Source organism: Streptomyces doebereineriae, assembly GCF_031845645.1.
Classification (GTDB): Bacteria; Actinomycetota; Actinomycetes; order Streptomycetales; family Streptomycetaceae; genus Streptomyces; species Streptomyces canus.
The window spans coordinates 509,609-532,774 of sequence record NZ_JAVREZ010000001.1; the positions used below are offsets into that span (position 1 = coordinate 509,609).

The 23,166-nt window shown below is 70.4% G+C and carries 20 protein-coding genes; 11 read left to right on the plus strand and 9 right to left on the minus strand.

Going from position 1 to position 23,166, the window contains the following annotated elements; all coding sequences use genetic code 11:
• Position 1: 1 nt before the first annotated feature.
• From RNB18_RS02430 to RNB18_RS02440, 3 genes are read right to left on the minus strand one after another with little or no spacing between them, the layout of a single operon-like run.
• Positions 2–943 (minus strand): NAD(P)-dependent oxidoreductase, encoded by a 942-nt coding sequence (locus RNB18_RS02430; RefSeq protein WP_311712448.1) that lies wholly within the window; start codon positions 941–943, stop codon positions 2–4.
• Positions 940–2,028: an NAD(P)-dependent oxidoreductase gene (locus RNB18_RS02435; protein ID WP_311712449.1), complete on the minus strand. Its 1,089-nt coding sequence runs from the start codon at positions 2,026–2,028 to the stop codon at positions 940–942. Before RNB18_RS02435 ends, RNB18_RS02430 begins: the two co-directional genes overlap by 4 nt.
• Positions 2,028–2,987 carry a cyclase family protein gene (locus RNB18_RS02440; protein ID WP_311712450.1) on the minus strand — a complete coding sequence of 320 codons (960 nt, stop codon included), beginning with the start codon at positions 2,985–2,987 and terminating at the stop codon, positions 2,028–2,030. The genes RNB18_RS02435 and RNB18_RS02440 overlap by 1 nt, the downstream gene beginning before the upstream one ends.
• A 181-nt stretch (positions 2,988–3,168) precedes the next feature.
• On the opposite strand from RNB18_RS02440, the gene RNB18_RS02445 reads away from it, so the two are divergent.
• From RNB18_RS02445 to RNB18_RS02460, 4 genes are all read left to right on the plus strand, one after another.
• On the plus strand, positions 3,169–3,963 hold the full coding sequence (locus RNB18_RS02445) for an IclR family transcriptional regulator (protein WP_311712451.1): 795 nt from the start codon (positions 3,169–3,171) through the stop codon (positions 3,961–3,963).
• A gap of 200 nt (positions 3,964–4,163) precedes the next feature.
• Positions 4,164–5,732 (plus strand): sugar ABC transporter ATP-binding protein, encoded by a 1,569-nt coding sequence (locus tag RNB18_RS02450; protein WP_311712452.1) that lies wholly within the window; start codon positions 4,164–4,166, stop codon positions 5,730–5,732.
• Positions 5,732–6,946, plus strand: coding sequence for an ABC transporter permease (locus RNB18_RS02455; RefSeq protein WP_311712453.1), 1,215 nt, complete (start codon positions 5,732–5,734; stop codon positions 6,944–6,946). Before RNB18_RS02450 ends, RNB18_RS02455 begins: the two co-directional genes overlap by 1 nt.
• A gap of 140 nt (positions 6,947–7,086) precedes the next feature.
• A complete protein-coding gene (locus RNB18_RS02460; protein WP_311713005.1) occupies positions 7,087–8,211 on the plus strand; it encodes a substrate-binding domain-containing protein in 1,125 nt (374 codons plus the stop codon).
• A 95-nt stretch (positions 8,212–8,306) separates the two neighbouring features.
• Here RNB18_RS02460 and RNB18_RS02465 read toward each other — a convergent pair whose 3' ends face one another.
• The 4 genes from RNB18_RS02465 to RNB18_RS02480 all read right to left on the minus strand — a co-directional run bounded on the left by RNB18_RS02465 (position 8,307) and on the right by RNB18_RS02480 (position 14,187).
• A complete protein-coding gene (locus RNB18_RS02465) occupies positions 8,307–9,044 on the minus strand; it encodes a polyamine aminopropyltransferase (RefSeq protein ID WP_311712454.1) in 738 nt (245 codons plus the stop codon).
• A 40-nt stretch (positions 9,045–9,084) separates the two neighbouring features.
• On the minus strand, positions 9,085–10,770 hold the full coding sequence (locus RNB18_RS02470) for a ribonuclease J (RefSeq protein WP_311712455.1): 1,686 nt from the start codon (positions 10,768–10,770) through the stop codon (positions 9,085–9,087).
• A 79-nt stretch (positions 10,771–10,849) separates the two neighbouring features.
• The gene (locus tag RNB18_RS02475; protein WP_311712456.1) at positions 10,850–11,230 is read right to left on the minus strand and encodes a winged helix-turn-helix transcriptional regulator; all 381 of its coding nucleotides are present in this window, start codon (positions 11,228–11,230) and stop codon (positions 10,850–10,852) included.
• Between the two features lie 113 nt (positions 11,231–11,343).
• Complete coding sequence (locus RNB18_RS02480; RefSeq protein ID WP_311712457.1) at positions 11,344–14,187, minus strand: ATP-binding protein; 2,844 nt, start codon at positions 14,185–14,187, stop codon at positions 11,344–11,346.
• A 228-nt stretch (positions 14,188–14,415) separates the two neighbouring features.
• Between RNB18_RS02480 and RNB18_RS02485 the strand changes: the two genes are divergently transcribed.
• Complete coding sequence (locus tag RNB18_RS02485) at positions 14,416–15,474, plus strand: WD40 repeat domain-containing protein (RefSeq protein WP_311712458.1); 1,059 nt, start codon at positions 14,416–14,418, stop codon at positions 15,472–15,474.
• Between the two features lie 41 nt (positions 15,475–15,515).
• On the opposite strand, the gene RNB18_RS02490 is transcribed toward RNB18_RS02485, so the two are convergent.
• Positions 15,516–15,920 carry a MerR family transcriptional regulator gene (locus tag RNB18_RS02490; RefSeq protein ID WP_311712459.1) on the minus strand — a complete coding sequence of 135 codons (405 nt, stop codon included), beginning with the start codon at positions 15,918–15,920 and terminating at the stop codon, positions 15,516–15,518.
• 359 nt (positions 15,921–16,279) lie between these two features.
• Here RNB18_RS02490 and RNB18_RS02495 point away from each other — a divergent pair, with 359 nt between their 5' ends.
• From RNB18_RS02495 to RNB18_RS02520, 6 genes are all read left to right on the plus strand, one after another.
• Positions 16,280–17,788, plus strand: coding sequence for a SulP family inorganic anion transporter (locus RNB18_RS02495; RefSeq protein ID WP_311712460.1), 1,509 nt, complete (start codon positions 16,280–16,282; stop codon positions 17,786–17,788).
• Between the two features lie 382 nt (positions 17,789–18,170).
• On the plus strand, positions 18,171–18,602 hold the full coding sequence (locus tag RNB18_RS02500) for an NfeD family protein (protein ID WP_057613409.1): 432 nt from the start codon (positions 18,171–18,173) through the stop codon (positions 18,600–18,602).
• Between the two features lie 4 nt (positions 18,603–18,606).
• The gene (locus RNB18_RS02505) at positions 18,607–19,644 is read left to right on the plus strand and encodes an SPFH domain-containing protein (protein ID WP_311712461.1); all 1,038 of its coding nucleotides are present in this window, start codon (positions 18,607–18,609) and stop codon (positions 19,642–19,644) included.
• A gap of 195 nt (positions 19,645–19,839) precedes the next feature.
• Positions 19,840–20,217 carry a nuclear transport factor 2 family protein gene (locus RNB18_RS02510; protein WP_311712462.1) on the plus strand — a complete coding sequence of 126 codons (378 nt, stop codon included), beginning with the start codon at positions 19,840–19,842 and terminating at the stop codon, positions 20,215–20,217.
• Between the two features lie 370 nt (positions 20,218–20,587).
• The gene (locus tag RNB18_RS02515; RefSeq protein ID WP_311712463.1) at positions 20,588–21,454 is read left to right on the plus strand and encodes a GNAT family N-acetyltransferase; all 867 of its coding nucleotides are present in this window, start codon (positions 20,588–20,590) and stop codon (positions 21,452–21,454) included.
• A gap of 35 nt (positions 21,455–21,489) precedes the next feature.
• Positions 21,490–22,167, plus strand: coding sequence for a hypothetical protein (locus RNB18_RS02520; RefSeq protein ID WP_311712464.1), 678 nt, complete (start codon positions 21,490–21,492; stop codon positions 22,165–22,167).
• Between the two features lie 427 nt (positions 22,168–22,594).
• Here the strand turns inward: RNB18_RS02520 and RNB18_RS02525 are convergent, their stop codons facing one another.
• Positions 22,595–22,996 carry a hypothetical protein gene (locus tag RNB18_RS02525; RefSeq protein WP_311712465.1) on the minus strand — a complete coding sequence of 134 codons (402 nt, stop codon included), beginning with the start codon at positions 22,994–22,996 and terminating at the stop codon, positions 22,595–22,597.
• Positions 22,997–23,166 lie beyond the last annotated feature (170 nt).

The following is a 23,166-nucleotide window of genomic DNA, read 5'->3' on the forward strand; positions in this document are numbered from 1 at the left end:
CTCAGTCCTTCGAGGTGTGGTGCGGGCGTGAGGGACTGTTGTCCTCACGCAACAGCCGGAGGACGACGCTGTTGTCCAGGTCGCCGAGGCCTCGGTCGTCGATCGCCGCGTACAGGCGGGCGACGGAGGTGGACAGCGGCAGCTCGACGTGCGCGTCCGCGGCACTGTCCAGCACGAAGCCGAGGTCCTTGTGGAGATAGCGCGCGGGGCCCGAGGGGGTGAAGTCGCTGTCGGCGAGGTGACGGCGCTTTTGCGCGAGCACCTCCGAGGAGGCGAGTCCGCCGGCCAGCACCTCCAGCAGGGCTGCCGGGTCGAGGCCGCCGTGCTCGCCGAGCACGACGGCCTCGGCGAGCGCCACGAGGGTGCCGGCCACGACGAGTTGGTTGCAGGCCTTGGCGAGCGACCCGGCTCCGGTGTCGCCCATGCGGCGGACGGTCGAGCCCATGGCGGTCAGGTACGGGCGGACGCTTTCGACGGCGTACGGCGTTCCGCCCGCCATGATCGACAAGGTGGCGTCCCGGGCGCCCGTCACGCCACCGCTGACAGGAGCGTCGACGACGGTGACGCCGAAGGAACGCAGTTCCTGGGCCAGGGCACGTACGGCGACAGGGGAGACGGTACCCATGACGACGAGGGTGTCCATGGCCTCGGCCGGCGCGGCGGTGTCCAGGCCTGCGAGCAGTCCGTCCGGGCCGGCTGACACGTCCCGGACCTGAGGCAGATCCGGGAGCATGGTGATGACAGTGCGCGCGCCGGCGGCGACGTCGGCGGGCCGGTCGGCGGCACGGCACCCGGCGGCGACGGCGGCGTCGAGTGGGATGCGGCCTCGGGCCCATACGAGGACGTCGAAGCCGGCCTTCGCGAGGTTGGCCGCCATGGGAAGGCCCATCGCGCCGAGCCCGACGAAGCCGACCGTGCCGGGAGGCTGAGGCGGGGAGTTCACGGACGGACCCCTGCCGGTGCGGGCTGCCCCGTATCCGCCGCGAGGGCGCCCAGCCGTTCGGAGAGGTACGCGTGTCCGAACACGTCCCGGTTGACGACGAAGCGCGGCAGGCGGCCGGTCGCCACCTCCAGGACGGCCCGGACCGCGCTCCCGCCGTTCCCGGCGGACATCTCGTCGGTCCACGCGAGGCTGTGCGGACTGAGGACGACGTTGTCCATGGAGAGCAGCGGGTTGTCGGCGCCGGGAGGCTCGGACTCGAACACGTCCAGTCCGGCGCCGCGGATGCGGCCGGTGCGCAGGGCGTCGATCAGTGCCGCCTCGTCCACGATCGGCCCGCGGGCGACGTTGAGGAGCACGGCCGAGGGCTTCATCAGGGCCAGTCGCCGGGCGTCCACGAGGTGGTGGGTCTCCTCGGTCAGCACGCACATCACGATCACCGCGTCGGCCTCGGCCATCACGGTGTCGGCGTCGGCGAGACGCACGCCGAGTTCGCGGGCCGTTTCCGGCGGGCAGTAGGGGTCGTAGGCGATGACCTCGGTGTCGAACGGCCGCAGCAGACCGACCAGGTCACGGGCGGTGTTGCCAAGGCCGAGCAGGCCGATCCGGCGGCCGGTGAGCCCGAGCCCCATCCACTGCTCCCGCTCGGACCAGCGTCCCTGACGCACCAGCCGGTCCTTGGCGGTGACGTTGTGCAGGACCGCCAGCAGCATGGTGAGGGCGGCGGTGGCGACGGGGCGTCTGGCGCCGTCGGGGGTGATGGTGACCAGGGCGCCGTGGCGCGTGCAGGCGTCGAGGTCGACGGCGTCGTATCCGACGCCGAAGCGGGCGAAGAGAAGCGGGGGCCGCGTGACGCCGTCGAACGTGCGGGCGGTGACGGCGGGGCCGGCGAACAGGACGGCGTCCAGGCCGTCGATGTCCGGGGCGAGGAGTTCGTCGGTGTCACGCGGGAGGTAGTGCCAGGCGATCCCGGCGGCGTCCAGTTCGCTGAGCCGGATGTCGCCCCACACGTTGCGTCCGTCCGCGTCGCGGAAGTCACGGCTGACCCCGACGGTGAACCGGCCCTCGGCCGGCTGGGAGTTCGTCATCACAGCACCGCGACGGGGTTGACGGGCGAGCCCGTGCCACCGGGGACGTTCAGTGGTGCCACGATCAGCAGGAACTCATAACGGCCTTCGGTCGCGCAGGCGGCGGACAGCGCCTCCAGGTCGAGGTTGTCCAGCAGCGGTACGCCCATGGCGGTGAGAGCGAGGGCGTGCACGGGGGAGTGCAGTCCGTCGACGGGGGAGGGGCGTACGTCGCTGTCGCCGTCGCCGCCGAGCAGGGAGATTCCGCGCTCGGCGAGGAGGGGTACGGCGTCCACGTGGAAGCCCGCACTGGCGTTGTCGGGGTTCCAGGCCCCGAGTTCCGCACGGCGTCGGAAGTGACCGGAGCGCAGCAACACCGCGTCGCCCTCGGCGATGGTCACACCGAGCGCCTTCTCCGCGGCGAGCACGTCCTCGGCGTGCACGGCGGTTCCCGGCTCGAGCCAGTCGGTGCCGAGGACGGCGGGCATGTCGATCAGAACGCCCTTGGTGACGAGGGGGCCCAGTTCGCTGACGGCGCCGAAGTGGGCGCCGGCGGCGTCGACCACTTCACGGGCGGTGCGGCCGTCGTAGAGCTGACCGCGGTACGCGATGTGGGAGAGCGCGTCGAGGTGGCTGACGCCCTTGCCGTGGTAGTCGACGGCGATGAAGTCCTTGTGGCAGGACGGCTCCGGGGCCTCGACGTCGCCGAGATCGGACATGTAATGCAGAGCGGGCTTGCCGTTGTCGGGGCCGGGAACCGTGTTCCAGGGCAGAGCCATGGGGACGGTGACGCCGCTGCGGACGAGGGCGGTGGCTCGCTGGACGTGGGCGGGGGTGACCCGGTTCCACGCACCGCGGTCGGCGGGGGACCACGTGCCCCAGGTCCGAACGGAGTCGAAGAGGGAATCGAAGTCCTCGCGTGACATGCGGGGGCCGTTGTCAGGCGGAGGAGGAGGGGAATGGGTTGGGCTGCTGGTCATGAGCTGCTCAGCGCTCCAAGGCTCGGAGGGTGTCGTCGATCGGCCCGGAAGGCGCGCTACGGTCAGGAGACTCGGTGAATCTCGATGGCAAAGCGCGTGGCGACGGCATTGTCGTTCGGTGACAGACGAGGGACACTAACAACATGCTGAACGACGAACAGAATGATGGGTGGAAACAGCGGTGAGCGCAAGCGACCCGGGAAGCCTCGTCCCGGCGGTGACCCGAGCGGTGGCGATTCTCGACGTCCTCGGCGAGGCGGAGGGTCGACCGCTGTCGGTCAGTGACATCGCGCGCGCCCTGGGCCTGCCGAAGTCCTCGACAGGGAATCTCTGCGCCTCCCTGGAGGCGGCGGGCATGATCACACGCAATGGCACGGGCTTCGGCCTCGGGCGCAAACTGGTGGAACTCGGTGGCCGCTATCTGTCCACGGTCGACCAGTTGCGAGACTTCTACGAGCTGTGCCGGCGCAGTGCGCACATCTCGCGGGAGACCGCCCGGGTGGCGGTCCTGGACGGCCTGGACGTTCTTTACCTGGCCCGGTACGACGGTACTCAGCCGCTCCGGCTCACCGCCAACATCGGCGACCGCTTCCCTGCCAACTGTACGGCGACCGGGAAGGCGATCCTGTCGACGCTGGATCCTGCGGTGGCCGAGGACCGGCTGCGCGGCCGCACCCTGCCCGCGCTCAGCGAGCGCTCCCTCACCTCGGTGCCCGCCCTGCTGGAGGACCTCGCGGCGACCAGGGAGCGCGGCTACGCGGTCGACGACGAGGAGGCCACCGCGGGCGTCCTCTGCCTGTCCGTGCCGGTCACCGGATTCCGCACCGACTCGGCCCCCTTCGCGATCAGCGTGACTGTGCTGAAGGCGCGACTCGACGACGAGTTCCGTGAGGCACTTCTGAAGGATCTGCGCGCCATCGCGGCAGGGCTGGAGAACCCCATGCTTCCGCAAGGGCTGCCGGCGGGGGGCGGGTGAGGTGACATGGGCTCCCCGCACCTGAGGGGGGTCCGCGACGATCACGACCACGGCGGCCGTACGGAACTTCTCCGTACGGCCGCCGTAACTTTGGAGCAATCTATGGCGACGGGAGTATTGACCAGGATGCTGTAACGAGTTCAGGATTCTGGTCGAGCCGATGGATTGGTCCTCGGCCTGCAGATCCCCCGGAGAAGTCCGTGAACGACGCTCCCGACGACACAGCCCCCAGTTCTCCGTCGCCCGACGGGGAAGTGGCCTCCCGTCCGCTGGTGACGATCCGCGGACTGCGCAAGCGGTTCGGCGGAACCCTCGCCCTCGCCGATGTGGACCTCGACGTTCAGGCGGGGAGCGTTCTCGCCCTATTGGGCCACAACGGTGCAGGAAAATCCACACTTATCAAGATCCTTGCCGGTGTCTATCGCGCCGACGAAGGCCAGGTCACCGTCGCCGGCCACCCACTCGGCTCCGGCGCCGCGTCCACCGAGATGTCCTTCATCCACCAGGACCTCGGTCTCGTGGAGTGGATGACGGTGGCCGAGAACGTCGCCCTGGGCACCGGTTACCCCCGCCGCGCCGGGCTTGTCTCGTGGCGGCAGGTACGCCGGCGCTGTACCGAGGCCCTGCAGATAGTCGCCGGCCACCTCGACCCCGACGCGGCCGTCGCCGACCTCACCCGCGCCGAACGCTCCCTCGTCGCCATCGCCCGCGCACTGGCCACCCGCGCCCGCCTCATCGTCCTCGACGAACCGACCGCCAGCCTCCCCGCCGCGGACTGCGCCCGGCTCTTCGACGTCCTGCACACCCTGCGCGACCGCGGACACGCCATTGTCTACGTCAGCCACCGCCTCGACGAGGTCTACCAGGTGGCCGACCGCTTCGCCGTCCTGCGCGACGGCCACCTCATCAGCCAGGGCCTCCTGGCCGACCACGGCCCGGACCGGATCGTGCACGACATCGTCGGCCGCGAGCCGGAGGGCCACCGCGCGCCGGGCCCCCGGGCAACCGGCACCCCCGCCTCCACCGTGCTGCGCCTGACCGGCGTCACCACCGAGGGCGCCGGCCCCGTCGAACTGGAACTGCGCGCCGGAGAAGTCCTCGGCATGGTCGGCCTCACCGGAGCCGGGCACATGGATCTCGGCCGTGCTCTGGCCGGGTCCCGGCCCCTCACCGGCGGCGAGGTGTTGCTCGACGGCAAGCCGTACCGCCCCCACTCGGTCGCCGCGGCCGTCGACGCGGGCATCGGCTTCGTCACCAGCAACCGTCAGGAGGAGGGCTGCGCCCTCGAGCTCACCGTGCGCGAGAACTTCCTGGCCAACCCCCGCGCAGACGCCCGGGCCCCCTGGCGCTGGATCAGCCCGGCGCGAGAGCGCGCAGAGGCCAGGTCGCTCGTCGAGCGGTTCGGTGTGCGTCCCGCCGACTCCGAGGCCCCGATCGCCACCCTCTCCGGCGGCAACCAGCAGAAGATCATGATCGGCCGCTGGCTGCGCTTGAGCCGCCGCGTGGTGATCCTCGAGGAGCCGACCGCCGGCGTCGACGTCGGCGCCAAGGCCGAGATCTACCGGCTCCTGGACGAGGCCCTCGCCGAAGGGCTCGCCGTCCTGCTCATCTCCACCGACTTCGAGGAGGTCGCCGACGTCTGCCACCGCGCGCTGGTCTTCGTCCGGGGCCACGTCACCGCGGAACTGTCCGGCGACGCCCTCACTGTCACCGAACTCACCCATGCCGCGTCGGCCATGCCGGCGCTGACCGGAACGGGCAATCACTGATGGCCACCGAGACCCAGTCCTCCCGCCGAGCCCAGCGGTCCACGACCGGCGGGGACGCCAAAGCGCCCAGGAGGAGCAGGCGTACGACCGGCGCCGCCCCCAGCGGACCGTCCCGCGGCCCGCGCGGCGGTCGGCTGCGCGGCCACGTCATCGGCACCTACGGCCTGCTCACCCTCACCGTCCTGCTCTTCCTCGTCTTCTCCCTCGCCCTGCCGAACACCTTCCCCACCCTCGACAACATCTCGTCGATCCTGTCCAACCAGTCGATCCCGGCCATGCTCGCCCTCGGCGCGATGATCCCCATCGTCACCGGCAAGTTCGACCTCTCCGTCGGCTACGGCCTCGGCCTCGCCCACGTCCTGGCGATGCAGCTCATCGTCAGCAACGGCTGGCCCTGGCCGCTGGCCTGCGTGGTCGTCATCGTCGGCGGGGGCGTGATCGGCGTGTTCAACGGCCTGCTCGTCGAGTTCGCCAAGATCGACTCCTTCATCGCCACCCTCGGCACCGGCAGCGTGCTCTACGCCTGCACCGGCTGGATCACCGACGGCGCACGCATCGTCCCCGGCCCGAACGGACTGCCCCCGGCCTTCACCGACCTGTACGACTCGAAGTTCCTCGGCCTGCCCGTACCCGCCTTCTACGTCCTCGGCCTCGCCGTCATCCTCTGGCTGCTGCTGGAACGGCTGCCGCTCGGCCGCTACCTGTACGTCATCGGCTCCAACGCCCGTGCCGCCGACCTGGTCGGCATCCCCACCCGCCGCTACGGCATCTACGCCTTCGCCGGATCCGGGATCGTGGTCGGCTTCGCCGGCGTCCTGCTCGCCGCCCAGCAGCAGATCGGCAACCCCAGCGTCGGCATGGACTACCTGCTGCCCGCCTTCGTCGGCGCGCTGCTCGGCTCCACCGCCATCAAGCCCGGCCGCGCCAACGCCGCCGGCACCGTCGTCGCCGTCGCCATCCTCGCCATCGGCCTCGCCGGCATCCAGCAGCTCGGGGCCGAGTTCTGGGCCACCTCCCTGTTCAACGGCGGCACCCTTCTCCTCGCCGTCGGTCTGGCCGGCTACTCCGCCCGCCGCCGACTGCGCGCCGGGGCCGACGCGACCCGCACCTCACTGTCCGGACCGTCGGCGTCCGCAGCGCCGGCCGCCTCCGTGCAGACCTCCGTCGCCGCCGCGGAATCCGCGCCCCCGCCGCCGTCCACGACGACGGACTAGAACCACCGAGCCACACGTCACAGCCCAGGCGGCCCGTCGTCCGGACGTCACCCGTCTCGATGAGCCCCGCCGCCTTCCTGCCCTCCCGTACATCAGCAAGGAGCCCGTCCGTGTCGTACCACCACACCCGCAAAGCGTCCATGAGAGCCGTGGCCGCATTCGCCGTGGTCACCGCGTTCGCCGCAGGCTGCACTCGAGGGTCGGAGGCCGGCACCTCCAGCGCCGTCGCCGACACGAAGGCCGGCTGCCCCGCGGTCCTCGCCACCGCCAAGACGGCCGTCAAGGCCGCGGAGGACGTCAACGCTCCCTGGGACGGCCCGACCACCGGCCCCAAGGCGGCAGCCGGCAAGACCATCGTCTACGTCGCCCAGAGCATGACCAACCCGGGGGTCGCCGGCGCCGCCGACGGAGTCAAGGAAGCCGCCAAAGCCATCGGCTGGACGGTACGGATCATCGACGGCCAGGGCACCCCGGCAGGCATCCAGGCCGCGCTCAGTCAGGCCGTCGCCGTCAAGCCCGACGGGATCGTGCTCTCCGGCTTCGACCCCAAGTCGACAGCGCAGCAGGTCGCCCAGGCCAATGCCGCAGGCATCCCGCTCATCGGCTGGCATGCCGTGGACGCCCCCGGCCCCAGCACGGACCCGAAGCTCTTCAGCAACGTCACCACCAAAGTGCAGGACGTCGCCAAGATCAGCGCCGACTGGATCATCGGCCAGTCCAACGGCCGGGCGGGCGTGGTGGTCTTCACCGACGCGTCCATACCCTTCGCCAAGGGCAAATCGGACCTGATCGAGAAGGAGCTCGCCACCTGCTCCGACGTGAAGGTCCTGACGACGTCCAACATCCCCATCGCGGACGCCAGCAACCGCACGCCGCAGGAGGTCTCCGCGCTGCTGTCCCGCTTCGGCACCAAGTGGACCAGCTCGGTGGCCATCAACGACCTCTACTTCGCCGACGCCGCCCCAGCGCTTCGGGCAGCGGGCAAGCAGGGCAACGGAGCCCCCTTCAACATCGGCGCGGGCGACGGCGACCCGTCCGCCTTCCAGCGCGTCAACAGCAAGCAGTTCCAGTCGGCGACGGTTCCCGAGCCGCTGTCCGAGCAGGGCTGGCAGATGATCGACGAGTTCAACCGCGCTTTCGCCGGCAAGCCCGCCAGCGGCTACGTCGCTCCGGTGCACATCGCCACGGCCGACAACAGCGGCGGCAAGTCAGCCTGGGACCCCAGCGGGTACCGCGAGGCCTACCGGAAGCTCTGGGGGAAGTGACCCGGGCGACCTGGGCCACATTCACCCTGAGCACCACCCCCGGCTGCCCCTCCCGCTCTCCCCGGCGGGAGGGGCAGCGCCGCGTCTCCGTCGCCCTACGCTGTGCCCGGTGCCGTGCCGGCCAGGTAGACGGTGTTGGCCGAGGTGCCGCCCTGCAGGGGGTTGTAGAAGTCGACGACATGGGCTGCCGACTGGGCGAAGACCTCTCTGAGTGCGGAGGTGAACTCCTCGTCGGGCGGGTCGTTCGACCACAGGGCGAACACCCCGCCGGGGTGGAGGTGTTCGGCGAGGGCACGGAGTCCCGCAGGCTGATAGAGCGCAGCGTGCCGGGGATGGAGCACATGGCGCGGTGAGTGGTCGACGTCCAGCAGGATGGCGTGGAAGCGGCGGCCCGGCTCCTCGGGATCCAGACCGCCGGGGTCGGCGGCCAGCGCGAAGAAGTCGCCGTGCACCAGGCGGCAGCGGGCGTCCGACGTCAGCCGCGCCCCGAGGGGCACCAGGTGCCGCTGGTGCCAGTCGATGACTTCGGCGAGCGCGTCGATCACCGTCAGCGAGCGCACTCGGGGGTCGTCCAGCGCCGCCTGGGCGGTGTAGCCGAGCCCGAGTCCGCCGACGGCGACGTCCAGTCCGGGCCGTTCGCTGTCCGGCAGCTGCGCCAGTGCGAGTTCCGTGAGCGCGATCTCGCCGGTGGTGAAGAGGCTGGACATCAGGAACTCGTCGCCCAGTTTCACCTCGTACACGTCGTCTCCCGAGACCGGGTGACGGCGCCGGCGCAGACTGATCTCGCCGATCGGTGTCGGTTGCCAGTCGATCTCCTCGAAGCGCAGGCTCATCCGCTCACCCTTCTGACGTTCGTTCGTGGATGCGGCCGTCTCAGGCGTCGATGACGACCGGGATGATCAGTGGCCTGCGGCGGTGGGTGCGGAACGCCCAGTTGCCCACGGCGCGGGCGATGAGCTGTTCGAGCTGGTGGGCGTCGCCGACGCCTTCCTGGGCGGCGGTGGCCAGCGTCTTCTCGATGACGGGGATCACCGGCTCGAAGGTGCTCTCGTCGTGGACGAAGCCGCGGGCCAGGAAGTCGGGGGGCTCGGCCAGCGCGCCGGTGTCGGCGTCGACGAGGGCCACGACCGTGATGACGCCCTCCTGGGCAAGGGTGACCCGGTCCTTGAGGGACGCTTCGGTGGCGCCGCCGACTTCCATGCCGTCCACGTAGACGTTGCCCGCGGGCACCTTGCCGACGATGGAGGCGCGACCGTCGACGAGGTCGACGACGACGCCGTCCTCGGCGATCACGACGCGCTCGGGGTCGACGCCGGTACGGATGGCGAGGTCGGCGTTGGCCCGCAGGTGACGGAACTCGCCATGCACGGGCATGACGTTGCGGGGCCGGACGATGTTGTAGCAGTAGACGAGTTCGCCGGCGCTGGCGTGGCCGGAGACGTGCACCTTGGCGTTGCCCTTGTGCACGACGTTGGCGCCCCAGCGGGTCAGGCCGTTGATCACCCGGTAGATGGCGTTCTCGTTGCCGGGAATGAGGGAGCTGGCGAGCAGGACGGTGTCGCCCTTGCCGATACGGATCGCGTGGTCGCGGTTGGCCATCCGCGACAGGGCGGCCATCGGCTCACCCTGGGACCCCGTGCACACCAGGGTGATCCGGTGGTCCGGCAGCTTCTCCAGTTCCTTGGCGTTCACGACCAGACCGGAGGGCACCTTGAGATAGCCGAGGTCGCGGGCGATGCCCATGTTGCGGACCATCGAACGGCCCACGAAGGCCACCTTGCGGCCGTGCTGGTGGGCGGCGTCCAGGACCTGCTGGATGCGGTGCACATGGCTGGCGAAGCTGGAGACGATGACCCGCCGCGGTGCGGTCCGCAGGACCTGCTCGATCGCGGGGTTCAGTTCGCGCTCGGAGGTGGTGAAGCCGGGAACCTCGGCGTTGGTGGAGTCGGTGAGGAACAGGTCCACGCCCTCCTCGCCGAGGCGGGCGAAGGCGCGCAGGTCGGTGATGCGGTCGTCCAGGGGGAACTGGTCCATCTTGAAGTCACCGGTGTGCAGCACCATGCCGGCCCGGGTCCGCAGGGCCACGGCGAGGCCGTCCGGGATGGAGTGGTTGACGGCCACGAACTCGCAGTCGAAGGGACCGAAGCCGCGCCGGTCGCCCTCCCGCACGCGCACCGTGCGGGGGCGGATGCCGTGCTCCTTGAGCTTGGCCTCCAGGAAGGCAAGGGTGAGCTTCGAGCCGACGACCGGGATGTCCGACCGCTCCCTCAGCAGATACGGCACGCCCCCGATGTGGTCCTCGTGGCCGTGGGTGAGCACGACGGCCACGATGTCGTCGAGGCGGCCCCGGATCGAGGTGAAATCGGGCAGGATCACATCCACGCCGGGCTGGTTCTCTTCCGGGAACAGCACACCGCAGTCCACGATCAGCAGCTTGCCGGCATGCTCGAAGACGGTCATGTTCCGGCCGATTTCGCCCAGACCACCCAGGGCGGTGACCCTCAGTCCGCCCTCGGGCAGTGGCGGGGCGGCTTTGAGTTCTGGGTGCGGATGGCTCATACCCTCACGTTACCGGAGGGTCTGCCGGGGTGATCCACTGCCTGGCCCAAGGCGCGTCCGGGTCCTGCCTGTGCACCCGTCAGACGTCGAAGCGGCGGCGGGCGGCCTCGATGTGACCGAGGTACTGGTGGGTCCAGTCGCACATGCCGTCGACTGTGGCTCGCAGGGCTTGGCCCGGCTCGGTGAGGGTGTACTCGACCCGCGGCGGCACCGTGGGGTGCACCTTCCGCTCGACCAGGCCGTAGCGCTCCAGCATGCGAAGGTTCTGGGTGAGCATCTTGTGGCTGACGCCCTCGACCTCGTTGCGCAACTCGCTGAAGCGCAGGGTGCGCTCTCCGAGAGTCTCGATGATCAGGAACGCCCACTTGTTGGCGACGTCCGAGAAGATCTCTCGCGCCAGAGAGTCCGCGCGCCTCAGGTCCGCGTCTTCGGGCGAGCCCGTGAACTGCTTGGTCGCCATCAGGTTCCCCAGTCGCTGAAGAGTGTGTTCTTACAGGTCAACGAACACTCTCCTATGGTTCCCGAGTAACCACAAGAGAGCATGGCTGCCTTCATGCCTGAACCGCGCCGGGCTCACCCGCCGAAGGAAGGCCTCGGCGTGAGCCCCGCCATCAGACCCGCCAGAGCCGCGCGTGAGGAGACGCCCGTCTTGCGGTAGACCCGGGAGATGTGGGTCTCGACCGTGCGGCGGCTCAGACAGAGTTGTTCGGCGATCGCCGGGCTGGTGAGGCCGTCGGCGACGAGCTCGGCGATCTCCCTTTCGCGGGCGGTCAGTTGGGCGAGCCGGCGCACCGGCCCGTCGTCGGCGGCGGCCACCGCCGGGCCGACCGCCTCGGCAAGCCCCGTCAGCATCCCGCAGCCACCGGCCGCGGCGAGCCGCCGCCCGCGGTGCCAGGCCGCCTGCCCGCGCCGCGCACCGCGCGGGTCCGCCGCCAGCAGAGAGGCGCCGAAGAGCAGGGAGAATGCCTCCCAGAACACCGCTCCGCTGCGTGCGCTCTCCTCGGCCGCCGCCTCGAAAAGGTCCGCCGCCCCGTCGTCACCGAGACCGAGGCGTAGGTGCGCGGCGCTGCGCATGGCCGAGGCACGCTGCACGGGCAGATCGAGCCTCTCGGCCTCTGTGTGGGCCCGCTCGGCCCACTCCTTCGCCGCGTCCAGGTCACCCATGGCGACGGCGGCGGTCACCAGGACCTCAAGGAACAACGGGCGCATGGAAGGCTGCATCCGTCTCAGGCCGGGGCCGCCGGCACGCAGTACCGCCTCCCGGGCGCGGGCCGGGTCGCCGGCGGCGAGCGCCGCGTAGCCGAGCACACACCAGGCGATGGACGCCCACCAGTTGACGCCCCCACCCGCCGCGGCCACCGCTTCCTCGGCGGTGGCCAGTGGCCGCGGATCGCCAGGTGGGCAGGCGTCCACGAGGGCGTGGGCCCTGGTCGCCAGGACGAAGGCGAGCAGTTCGTCGCTGCCGATGCCGCGGGCGATGTCCTCGGCCTCCTCGGACAGCTCCACCGCCGACGCGAGCCGACAGGTCTGGGTGCGCACGTGGGTCTTGCACAGCAGCAGGTGCGGCAGGAGGTAGAGCTGGCCGGTGCGGCGGGCTATGGCCAGGCCGCGATCGGCGTGCCGCTCGGCGTCGGCGAAGCGCTCCAGGAACGCCTCAGCCCAGGCCAGCCGGACCAGCGGCTCGCACACGTCGGTCAGATCGCCGTCCGGCAGCGAGTCCACGAGGGCCGCCGCCCGGCGGGTGAAGTCCTCCGCCGTGGCCGTCTCCCCCTCGTACGCCTCTCCCAGCGCCGCGACGCTCAGCGCACCCGCCACCCCCGTATCGTCCCCGAGGCGAAGGGCCACCTCCAGAGTGTGTGCCACCTCGGAGCGCACCGCCGGGTACGAGGTGTCGTGCGGGGCCGAGGAGCCCAGCTCCAGGCCCAGCGCCACCTGGTCGGCGAGCGACGGCGCGGGATCGGTGCGGTGCAGTTCGCGGCGGAGCAGGGCGGCCGCCTCCGCGTAACGGCCCAGATGGCGCTCCATGACGGCGCACAGTACGACAGCGGACGCCCGCGAGCCCGTCCCGTCGCCCGGGTCGGGCAGGGCGATCACCTGGTGCAACAGGTCCCGGCTCTCCCGGAGGCGGCCGCCGACGCCCAGCGCCCGGGCCCGCCGCAGCATCAACTCGCGCCGCCTGCTCGCGTGTTCCGGTGTGTGCGGGAGGTGCCGCAGCGCCACCTCGAGCCAGTGCGCGCTGCTCGCGGGGGCCGTCTGCGCGGCCTGCTCGGCGGCCTCGTCCAGCACGGCCGCCGCCCGCGGATCCCAGCCGGACAGCGACTGCTCGGCGTGGTGCGCCCGCTCGGCAAGTGGGGCGCCGGTCCGGGCGAGTTCGGCACCGACGAGCCGGTGGATCTGCGTGCGCAGCCAAGGGTCGGTGCCGTCGCGGACGAGGCTGCGCAGCACGGGGTGGCGCAGCACGATCCGCCCGTGCGCGCCGGTGCGCAGCAGGTCGCGCCGGGTCAGTACGGCGAGGTCCTCGGCCAGTTGTCCCGGCTCGTGGCCGGTCACCGGGCCGAGCAGTACGGGCGTGGCGTGGTCGCCCAGCGCTGCCACCACCTGGACGAGCCGGACCTGCGACGGCGTCAGCGGGGTCAGCTCGTCGAGCAGCAGCGCCCCGAGGCCGGTAGTGGACAGCCGGCTCACCGACGCGCCCTCGCGGTGCGCCTGGAGCAGGGTCAGCAGGTACAGCGGGTTGCCCTCGCTCGCCGTGAAGAGACGGACGGCCTCGTCGCGGGCCAGGTGGGGGGCGAGCAGTTCGACGCCCTCCCGCTCGCCGAGCGGGCCCAGGACCGTCCGCCGCACCGTGCCGGTGTCCATGCCACGGGTGAGGGTCGCGGTGAGCGATGCGGGACTCTGCCGGTCGCGGCGGGCCAGGACCAGCAGGACACGGGCGCGCACGGGGTGGCGTACGAGATGGTCGAGGAGTTCCAGCGACGCGGCGTCCGCCCAGTGCATGTCGTCCAGGACCACGACCAGCGCAGACCCCGCGGCGTGCGCCAGCAGGGCGGCGGTGGCCCGGTGCAGGTGGAAGCGGTCGGTGCGGCGGGGAGCGCCGCTGAGCACCGGGGCGACCTCGGCGGCCGCAGGGAAGGACTCCACGGCCCGCGGGTCGAGGTCGCAGAAGGCGTCGGTGAACGGCTGGAAGGGGATGTGGCTTTCGTACTCGGTCGCCCGGCCGCGCAGCACCGCCGCCCCGCGCCGCGTCGCGCCCAGGCACAGCTCATGGACCAGCCGGCTCTTGCCGATGCCCGCCTCACCGCTGATGTCCAGCACCGCCGGGCGCCCGGGCACGTCCCCGACCACATCCGCCAGCAGCCGGTCCACCCGCGCGAGTTCAGCCTCTCTGCCGACCAGCGGTGTCCGTTGCGTCGTCATGCCTCGCGCCCCCCACGGCAGTTGGTGCCCCCGCACATCCTCTCGTACGCCACTGACAACCTGCGGGTTCGTGTCCGCGATCTCACACCGTGTCGACGGCGGAAAGTACGTAACCGGGGTACGTAACAACACGATCGCCCCGACCCGACACCCGCGAAAGGATCAAGTCCCGTGGGAGCCGCGGCTATTGCCGCACCACGAAGGTTCAGGGGATTCGGGGGAGGACGGATGTTGATCGCCGGCATCGTGGCAGGCATCGCCCTGCTGGTTGTCCTGATCGTCGTATGGGTGGTCAAGCGGTCGGACGGCCGCTACCGGTTCCGGCCGTCGTTCGAGGCGGCCTGCGAGGTCACGCTCGGCGGCCGCACACTCGTGGCGTACTCCGGACACCGCAAGGTGATCCGGCTCGCGGACCCGGTCGCGCGCGAGGACACTGCGGTCCTCACGGACTCGCGCACCTGGATCCGCACGCTGTGCGAGATCCACGTCGACGGCAGGCCCCTGCTGGCGTCCGGCGGCCGCGACGGGGTCGTCCGGCTCTGGGATCTGGAGAACCGCGGCGAACCGGTGGCCTCCCTCACCGGTCACCGCGGCTGGGTGTTCGCGCTGTGCACCGTACGCGTCTCAGGGCGCGACCTGCTGGCCTCGGCGGGCCGGGACGGCGCGATACGGATCTGGGACCCGCGCGACGGCCGGCTGGTGCGCACGATCGACGCCGGCTCCCGGAGGGGGTGGACCTTCGCCCTGTGTCAGGTGCGTACAGGCGGGGGAACGCTGCTCGCGTCCGGACACGGTAACGGCACAGTGACCGTGTGGCACGCCGAGTCCGGGCAGGCGGCACTGGAGCTGACCGCGCACAACCGCGCCGTGTGGACCCTGTGCGAGGTGTCCGACGGCGACCGCACTCTGCTCGCCTCCTCCGGCTGGGACGGGGTCGTCCGGCTGTGGGACGTGGAGGCACCACAGGAGGTGCGGGCGTTCACGGCCGGTGTCGGCCCCGTGTACGCCCTGTGCCAGGCGGAAGCCGGGGACCGCACGCTCCTGGTCGCCGGCGGTGACGGACCGGGCACTGCGGTCTGGGACCCGTTCACCGGCGAGCGCGCCGGCGACCTGGGCATGGACCTCGCCGGCCTTCTCAGCGGCCACGGCTGGGTCCGCGCCGCCTGCCAGGTCCGGCAGGCCCAGGGCCCACCGCTGATCATCACCGCGGGGTACGACGACGGGGTACGCGTGTGGGACGTGGCGAAGGAGATCGGTGCACCTCCTCCGGAGAGAAGAGCGCCCTGACCGCTTCACCAGCAAACCCGATGTCGCCGGCCGCTACCGGGTCAGGGTGCAGGAGTCCGCGTGAGGCGCTCGACCAGTGTGGCCGCGAACTCCTCCGCCCGTGCCAGCTGGGTGCGCAGATCCTCGACCCGCTGCTGGGCCGCCTGCTCGAAGCCGCGAATCCGGTCCAGCAGTTTCTCGAGCTCCTCGGGCGACAGTTCCTCGCCCATGTCGAGGCGGTCGGTGGCCTCCAGCAGGGCGCGCATCTCGTCGAGGGTGAATCCGAGAGGCTTCATACGGCGGATGACCATTAGGCGGGCGACGTCGGACTCGGTGTAGAGGCGGAAGCCCCCTTGGGAGCGGGCGGAGGGGATGACGAGGCCGGTGTCCTCGTAGTGGCGGATGGTGCGCAGCGACAGCTCGGTCCGTGTGGCGACCTCGCCGATCTGCATGTGCTCGCTGCTCACGGGGAGTGCCTTCCTCGTCTCTCGTCCTGGCCGCGCACGGCCACCGATCTCTACCCTAACGTTAGGGTAGAGTTGCCTCGGTGCCAGGTCACCCGTGTCGGGGCCGAGGATGCCTCCGGCGAAGACCGATACCTGCAGGAGAGAGCGTGCGAGTGCCCATGATGCCCGGCGCCGCTGCCTGTCCGCCGTGACCCTCCATCCCCGCACAACGCACGATCCGGTGGCGGATCGCTTCTCCGCCCGCCCCTGACTTCGGTCCGCCGCTCGCGGACCCCGTGGTCGGCCGCCCCGCCTCCCACTCCTTCCCGTACGCCCGCCGTGATGCCGGGTGTGCCCGAGCACGACAGGTTCTTCTCGTCTTGTCCTCCTCCGCACTGTCCCCGGCCGCCTGGCTGCGCGGCTCCCGGCGTCCCACCTGGCTGTCCGATCCGAAGGTGCTGCGCACCGAGGTACTGGCCGGACTCGTGGTCGCCCTCGCCCTGATCCCCGAGGCGATCTCGTTCTCGGTCATCGCCGGGGTCGACCCGGCCATCGGCCTGTTCGCCTCGTTCACCATGGCCGTGACCATCGCGATCGTCGGCGGCCGACCGGCCATGATCTCCGCCGCCACCGGCGCGGTCGCCCTGGTCATCGCCCCGCTCAACCGCGAGCACGGCTTCGGCTACCTCGTCGCCGCCGTCATCCTGGCCGGCGTCTTCCAGATCGTCCTCGGCGCCCTCGGGGTGGCGAAGCTGATGCGGTTCGTGCCGCGCAGCGTGATGGTGGGATTCGTCAACTCCCTCGCGATCCTCATCTTCATGGCGCAGGTGCCGGAGATGACCGACGTACCGTGGCCGGTCTATCCGCTGATAGCCGCCGGTCTGGCGTTGATGGTGTTCTTCCCGAAGGTCACCAAGGTGATCCCGGCCCCTCTGGTGTCGATCGTGATCCTCACGGTCATCACGGTGGCCGCCGGGATCGCGGTGCCGACCGTCGGGGACAAGGGCGAGCTGCCCTCCTCGCTCCCCGTGCCCGGGCTGCCGGACGTCCCCTTCACCCTGCACACCCTCACCATCGTCGCGCCCTACGCGCTCGCCATGGCGCTGGTCGGTCTGATGGAGTCGCTGATGACCGCCAAGCTCGTGGACGACATCACCGACACACACTCCTCCAAGACCCGCGAGTCCGTCGGTCAGGGAATCGCCAACATCGTCACCGGCTTCCTCGGCGGCATGGGCGGCTGCGCCATGATCGGGCAGACGATGATCAACGTACGGGTGTCGGGCGCCCGGACCCGGCTGTCGACGTTCCTCGCGGGTGCGTTCCTGATGGTGCTGTGCGTCGTCTTCGGGCCGGTCGTCTCGGACATCCCGATGGCCGTGCTCGTCGCGGTGATGGTCATGGTGTCGGTGGGCACCTTCGACTGGCACTCCATCGCGCCGAAGACCCTGAAGCGGATGCCGGCCGGGGAGATCACGGTCATGCTGATCACCGTCGTGTGTGTGGTCGCCACCCACAACCTCGCCATCGGAGTGGTCGTCGGCTCCATCACCGCGATGGTCGTCTTCGCCAAGCGGGTCGCCCACCTGGCCGAGGTCACCGCGGTGACCGACCCCGACGGCACGTCTGTCATCTACCGGGTGACCGGCGAGCTGTTCTTCGCCTCCTCCAACGACCTCGTCGGCCGGTTCGACTACGCTGCCGACCCCGACAAGGTCGTCATCGACCTGTCCGCCGCGCACATCTGGGACGCCTCTTCCGTCGCGGCCCTGGACGCCATCGAGACCAAGTACGCCCAGCGCGGCAAGAGCGTCAGGATCACCGGACTGAACGAGCCCAGCGCCCGCATCCGCGACACGCTCAGCGGTGAACTCACCGGCCACCACTGATCGGCACACGAATCGACCTAGGGCCGCCGAGGTACTCCGCGGCCCTCGGTCGTTGTGCGGCGGATGCGTACCAGAGCCCTCGAAGGGGAGGTGCGGCATGTCCCTCAGGTCGGCGATCCGCCACACCACGGATCCCCAGCACCTCACGCCCAACCCCGCCGCCCGGCACGAGGCGCGCCCGGTCTCGGACCGCGTGCAGCGCTGAGAGCGGGCGGGTCCGTCGTACGGGGCGGACATGCTGCCGAGGCTTCAGGTGCTCTTACTGCCGGATCGGCCGGGTTCGCCTTCCCCCAGGGGTATCGCCGCTGTCCGATGTCGGGTTCCAATGGTGAGAGTCAGGCTCTTCCGCACCTGCACCCGCACCGGTGAGAAGAGGCACGCAATGGATCCATGGCTGATCTGGTTGGTCGTCGCAGCCGTGTTGGCGGTGGCGGAAATCGTCACCCTTACCGCTGCGCTCGGAATGCTGAGTGTGTCCGCCTTGGTCACGGCGGGATCCGCCGCGGTCGGGCTGCCTCTGCCCTTCCAGTTCCTGGTGTTCGCCCTCGTCGCCACGGGCACCGTGGTGTTCGTGCGTCCTATCGCGCTGCGTCACGTGCTCCGGCCGCAAGTGGAGCGGTTCGGCATCGACGCTCTGGTCGGCAGGCCCGCCTATGTCCTTTCGGAGGTGACGGGCCTCGGCGGCAGGGTTCGTATCGACGGCGAGGAATGGACGGCCCGCGCCTACGACGAGACGCTGGTGATTCCACCTGGAAAGACCGTCGACGTCATGGAGATCAGCGGCGCCACCGCGCTCGTCTACCCCCGGGACTGAAACCATGGAAACCTCGGCGTTCCTCATTGCCGGCCTGATCCTCGCGCTGATCGCGGTTTTCACCGTGGTGCGGGCGGTCCGTATCGTGCCCCAGGCGCGTGCTCGTAATGTCGAGCGACTCGGGCGCTACCACCGGACCCTGAGTCCGGGCCTCAGCCTTGTCATCCCGTACATCGACCGGGTTCATCCGGTGATCGATCTGCGGGAACAGGTCGTCTCCTTCAAGCCGCAACCCGTCATCACCGAGGACAATCTGGTTGTCGAGATCGACACCGTCCTCTACTTTCAGGTCACCGACCCGCGAGCGGCTTTCTATGAGATCGCGAATTTCCTTCAGGCGGTCGAACAGCTCACTGTGACCACGTTGCGCAATGTCGTGGGATCCATGGACCTGGAAAAGACGCTCACCTCACGGGACACCATCAACAGCCAGCTTCGCGGCGTACTGGACGAGGCCACCGGCAAATGGGGGCTGAGGGTCAATCGGGTGGAGATCAAGGCCATCGACCCGCCGCAGTCCATCAAGGACGCTATGCAGAAGCAGATGCGCGCCGAGCGGGACAAGCGGGCCGCGATTCTCGGGGCCGAGGGACAACGCCAATCGCAGATCCTCACCGCCGAAGGCGACAAGCAGGCCGCCGTCCTGCGCGCGGAGGGCAACCGCACCGCCGCGATCCTCCAGGCCGAGGGCCAGTCCCGGGCCATCGACGAGGTCTTCCAGGCCGTGCATCGCAACGACCCCGACCCCAAACTTCTGGCCTACCAGTACCTGCAGACACTGCCCCAACTGGCGCAGGGTTCGGGCAACAACTTCTGGGTGATCCCCAGCGAGATCACCTCCGCACTGCAGGGCGTGTCCCGCGCCTTCACCGAGGTACTGCCCCAGTCCCCGGCCACCCGCGAGAAACCCTTGGACGACAGCGCCGAGCGGGCCGCTGACGACGCGGCCCAGGCCGCGGAAGCCGCCGCCGCGGCCCTCGCCGACGCGGCCGAGGCCGACCGCGCCACCCCCGACGGACTCCCGTCCACCCCGCCTCGCTGACGGTGGGTGACGCACACCGGACGACGGGCGTGCGGGCCCTTGGGGGTTCTGTGCCGACCGGGCATCTGGCTGCTTAGGCGCGGGCGAGGACCTGATAGCTGCATGCCAACCGATCCAGGACGTACGACCGCGATGGTCCACCGAGGCGCACGGGAGGAGGAGCGCGTTCGGTGAAGCGACTGATATTAGTGGTGCATGCAGGAAGAGACCGCGCGGTCCGCCATCGATACGTTCATCTCCGCGTTCAACGCCTCGGACGACGGCTATGTGACTGAGTTGCTCTCCCAGGCGCTGACCTCCGACGTGGTCTTCTGGGGGCCGTTGGGCCGCAGCGAAGGGATCGAGACGGTCGAGCGGTTCGTGCTGGACATCCGGCGCCACCCAGCGGGGACCGGCACGATGGTGCGCTGCTCAGCGGTGGACATGCCTGATGAGTGGGCCCGGTATCAGTGGGTCTTCACCACGCCGGATGGAGGCCCCCGCCTGGCGGGAACGGACGTCGTCCACCTGCGGCGGAGCCTCATCGACCAGGTCATCGTCTTCGCGGGTGAGATCGAGCCGCCCGCCTCCTGAGTCATCCTTCTCTGACGCCGACCGCAAGGAGCCGGGACGTACCGCTTCGATGCCCACTGCTCCGGGCGGGAGCAGGCGCGGGAGTTGTCCGGCGGGCTTCGATACGGCGTAGCGTCAGAGCGGGCCTACATCGCCCTCGTCTACGGCGTGCACCAACTGGTCAAGACGCCGATCGTGCTTGTGTGGGTCGGAACGCAGTCGAGTACCTGTGGGCCAACATGAAACACAGCTTCGCGAACTCGCCATCGTTTCGCCGGGCGTCGCGGTAGCCGAAGCGAACTGCCAACCCACTCTCCCTGCTCTTCATGGGGCTTCTCAGACACTCACTAATCGGTTGCACGCCATCGAGACGGGGTGTCTGATCCCGGCTATGACGATTGTGCTGAGTACGCCGACGGCCGCCGGCGTGCGCGAGGCGATTGCGGCGCTGCGGGAGTGGCAGTACGACGAAGCGCCGATGCAGCTGCATCCCGGGGACATCGGCTGGAACTACCGGTTCGGTACGGCCGAGACGGCCGCGGTGGTCCGGACCTGGAGCCGGGACGGACGGATCCTCGCTGTCGGGATGCTGGATTCGCCGACGCTGGTGCGGATGACGGTCGCTCCCGACGCTTTCCAGGACGAGGACTTGGCGCGGCGGCTCGTCGAGGACTTCTCGCTGCCTGAGCACGGCGTGCTGCCGGAAGGAGCGGTGTCCATCGAGGCGCCGCAGGGCCTGCTGCTCCACGACCTGTTGACCAAGGAGGGCTGGGGTGTCGACGAGCCGTGGACGCCGCTCTTCCGCGACTTCGCCGAAGCGGTGGCGGACCCCGGCGTGCGGATCAAGGCGATCGGTCCGGAGCAGGCACAGGACTTCGCCGACGTCCTGCGGTCCGCGTTCAACACCAAGAGGCCCACGCGCGAGTACCGGCACAAGATGTCCGCGGGACCGTTCTACGCCGACGCCCGATGCCTGGGTGCCTACGACGACCAGGGCAACCCCGCGGCAGTGGTGACGGTCTGGTCGGCCGGCCCGGGGAAGCCGGGTCTGGTCGAGCCGATGGGCGTCCACGCGGATCACCGCGGCCGCGGCTATGGCCGGGCGATCACTGTCGCCGGGGCGGCCGCACTGCGGGAGATGGGCTCGTCGAGCGTGCGCGTGTGCACGCCGAGCTCCAACGTCGGCGGCGTCGCCACGTACAAGGCAGCCGGGTTCGCGGCGAGGCCGGAGATCGCCGACCGGATCCGGACGGCCTGACGTCGGAGCCTCCGGACCGAGCACGAGCGCAATACGTGGTGGTCGAGAACGGCGCCTGGCAGCGCTACTACTCGCACTGGGCCGCCGACCGGGTGGTCGACGATCTGCTGCCCGGACCGGTTGCGGCGACAGGCGGCTTCCGAGCCAACCGGGAGATCGACGAATGGCTCGACGACGTGTGGTGCGAGGGCGCCGCACTCGTCGACCACGACCGCCGAATCCTGCTCTGGTTCGCCTTCGCGGACAGCGGGGCGGATCACATCGCCGCCCGCGCCGTACTGGCCCGGACATGGCCTGGCTGGGACGTCCCCTTCGCTCACGACGGTATGGGCGATCTGACCCGCCACCTGGGCCTTGGCCGGTCCCTGACGCGTGCGCCGGGCTGGTTCGAGACCTTCGAGCCTTCCGGGTTCGCGGCCCCGGAGACCACCGAGCCCTCCTCCGTCGTCTCGCTGCGCCTGCCAGACGGAAGCGTTCGCACGTGGGGCAGCGACTGGGAGCAGCCCATCGACCACCTCGCCGCCGGCCCCGGCCTGATCGAGCTGCTCGTGGCGTCGCCGTCCATCACCCCGGCGCTCACCGACATGCCTTACGGCGGCGTCCACTTCGACCCGCAGGCCCGCACCGTATCGCTCTGGGCAGTGCAGACCGTGGCCGGCATCCACGACTGGCCGTTGGGGGCACCGTCCCTGTGGTCAACCCCGCAGCGCTGATACCGCACGAATCGGCCGATCCCACTCCGGCCGAACTGTCCGCCGTGCGTACGGCGCTCGATGCGCTGGTCGTAACGGCCTGACGACCTACATGGTCCAGGGCTGGTACTGCGCGCCCTGCTCGGGCTGAACCCCCAGGACGTCACCTTCTACAGCGTGCTCCCGTGCTTCGTGCTGCGCACACGCCGCCGGCGGCTCCCGAGCGGGGCGCTGGACGCAGTGAGAGGGAGCGCAGGCCGTACGACCGACCCGAGTGCGGTGCGGGCTCCGGTGCAAGGGTGGGTGTGCAGCTGACGATCGACGCGCAGACCGACGCCTGCTGTGAGGGCCCGCGCCACTGTCGTGACCATCGCCGACACGGATCCTGAATGGTCCGAGGTGGAGAGCCGTGTCCTGGAGGCCATCGCCACGCCGTTGTTGAGTTCTGTCACCGTGATGTCGTGTGGTGCAGCCAGCGTTGCAGGGTGGTGTTGATGCCGGGGGGCAGGGCGCTGAGCTGGTCGATGGCGTCGCGGTCCTCGGGCCGGGGCGGGATTCCGGCGGCGGTCAGTGCGGCGTGCAGGGCCAGGCGGTGCTGGTCGCGGGGGTCGATGAGGATGCTGAGGCGTTCGGAGGGGTTGGGCGGCGGCAGTAGGTGGTCCATGTCCTGCCCGGGCGCGGCCGGAGGCCAGGCGGGCTCCGCCGGGTCGGCGGCGTAGGGGTCGACGAAGGCCTGCGGCGCGTGGTGTTCAAGGGCGATGGTCACGTTGGTCTCCTCCAGCAGCGGGTGGATGTGCAAGAGGAGAGCCGTCCACGGCCATCTGCGGTTGCGGCTGCCGGGCGATGTCACGCCAACGGCGTCATCGGCGGCTCATCGTCTTCTCCGACCAGCACAGTGGCATCCGGCCACGCGTGAACAGCCGCTCGTAGGCACCGGCACAGAGTTTGAGCAGCAGTTGACCATCTACGTGCTTGGGAATGCTCACGACTCCGCTGCCCAAGTCCAGTCGCTCGCGATCC

Bases quoted from the DNA above. Each gene is read 5' to 3' on its own strand.
- RNB18_RS02475 (WP_311712456.1), bottom strand. From the start codon at position 11,230: ATGGCGACCAAGCAGTTCACGGGCTCGCCCGAAGACGCGGACCTGAGG.
- RNB18_RS02485 (WP_311712458.1), top strand. From the start codon at position 14,416: ATGTTGATCGCCGGCATCGTGGCAGGCATCGCCCTGCTGGTTGTCCTG.
- RNB18_RS02470 (WP_311712455.1), bottom strand. From the start codon at position 10,770: ATGAGCCATCCGCACCCAGAACTCAAAGCCGCCCCGCCACTGCCCGAG.
- RNB18_RS02500 (WP_057613409.1), top strand. From the start codon at position 18,171: ATGGATCCATGGCTGATCTGGTTGGTCGTCGCAGCCGTGTTGGCGGTG.
- RNB18_RS02510 (WP_311712462.1), top strand. From the start codon at position 19,840: ATGCAGGAAGAGACCGCGCGGTCCGCCATCGATACGTTCATCTCCGCG.
- RNB18_RS02515 (WP_311712463.1), top strand. From the start codon at position 20,588: ATGACGATTGTGCTGAGTACGCCGACGGCCGCCGGCGTGCGCGAGGCG.
- RNB18_RS02435 (WP_311712449.1), bottom strand. From the start codon at position 2,028: ATGACGAACTCCCAGCCGGCCGAGGGCCGGTTCACCGTCGGGGTCAGC.
- RNB18_RS02440 (WP_311712450.1), bottom strand. From the start codon at position 2,987: ATGACCAGCAGCCCAACCCATTCCCCTCCTCCTCCGCCTGACAACGGC.
- RNB18_RS02480 (WP_311712457.1), bottom strand. From the start codon at position 14,187: ATGACGACGCAACGGACACCGCTGGTCGGCAGAGAGGCTGAACTCGCG.
- RNB18_RS02505 (WP_311712461.1), top strand. From the start codon at position 18,607: ATGGAAACCTCGGCGTTCCTCATTGCCGGCCTGATCCTCGCGCTGATC.
- RNB18_RS02460 (WP_311713005.1), top strand. From the start codon at position 7,087: ATGAGAGCCGTGGCCGCATTCGCCGTGGTCACCGCGTTCGCCGCAGGC.
- RNB18_RS02465 (WP_311712454.1), bottom strand. From the start codon at position 9,044: ATGAGCCTGCGCTTCGAGGAGATCGACTGGCAACCGACACCGATCGGC.
- RNB18_RS02455 (WP_311712453.1), top strand. From the start codon at position 5,732: ATGGCCACCGAGACCCAGTCCTCCCGCCGAGCCCAGCGGTCCACGACC.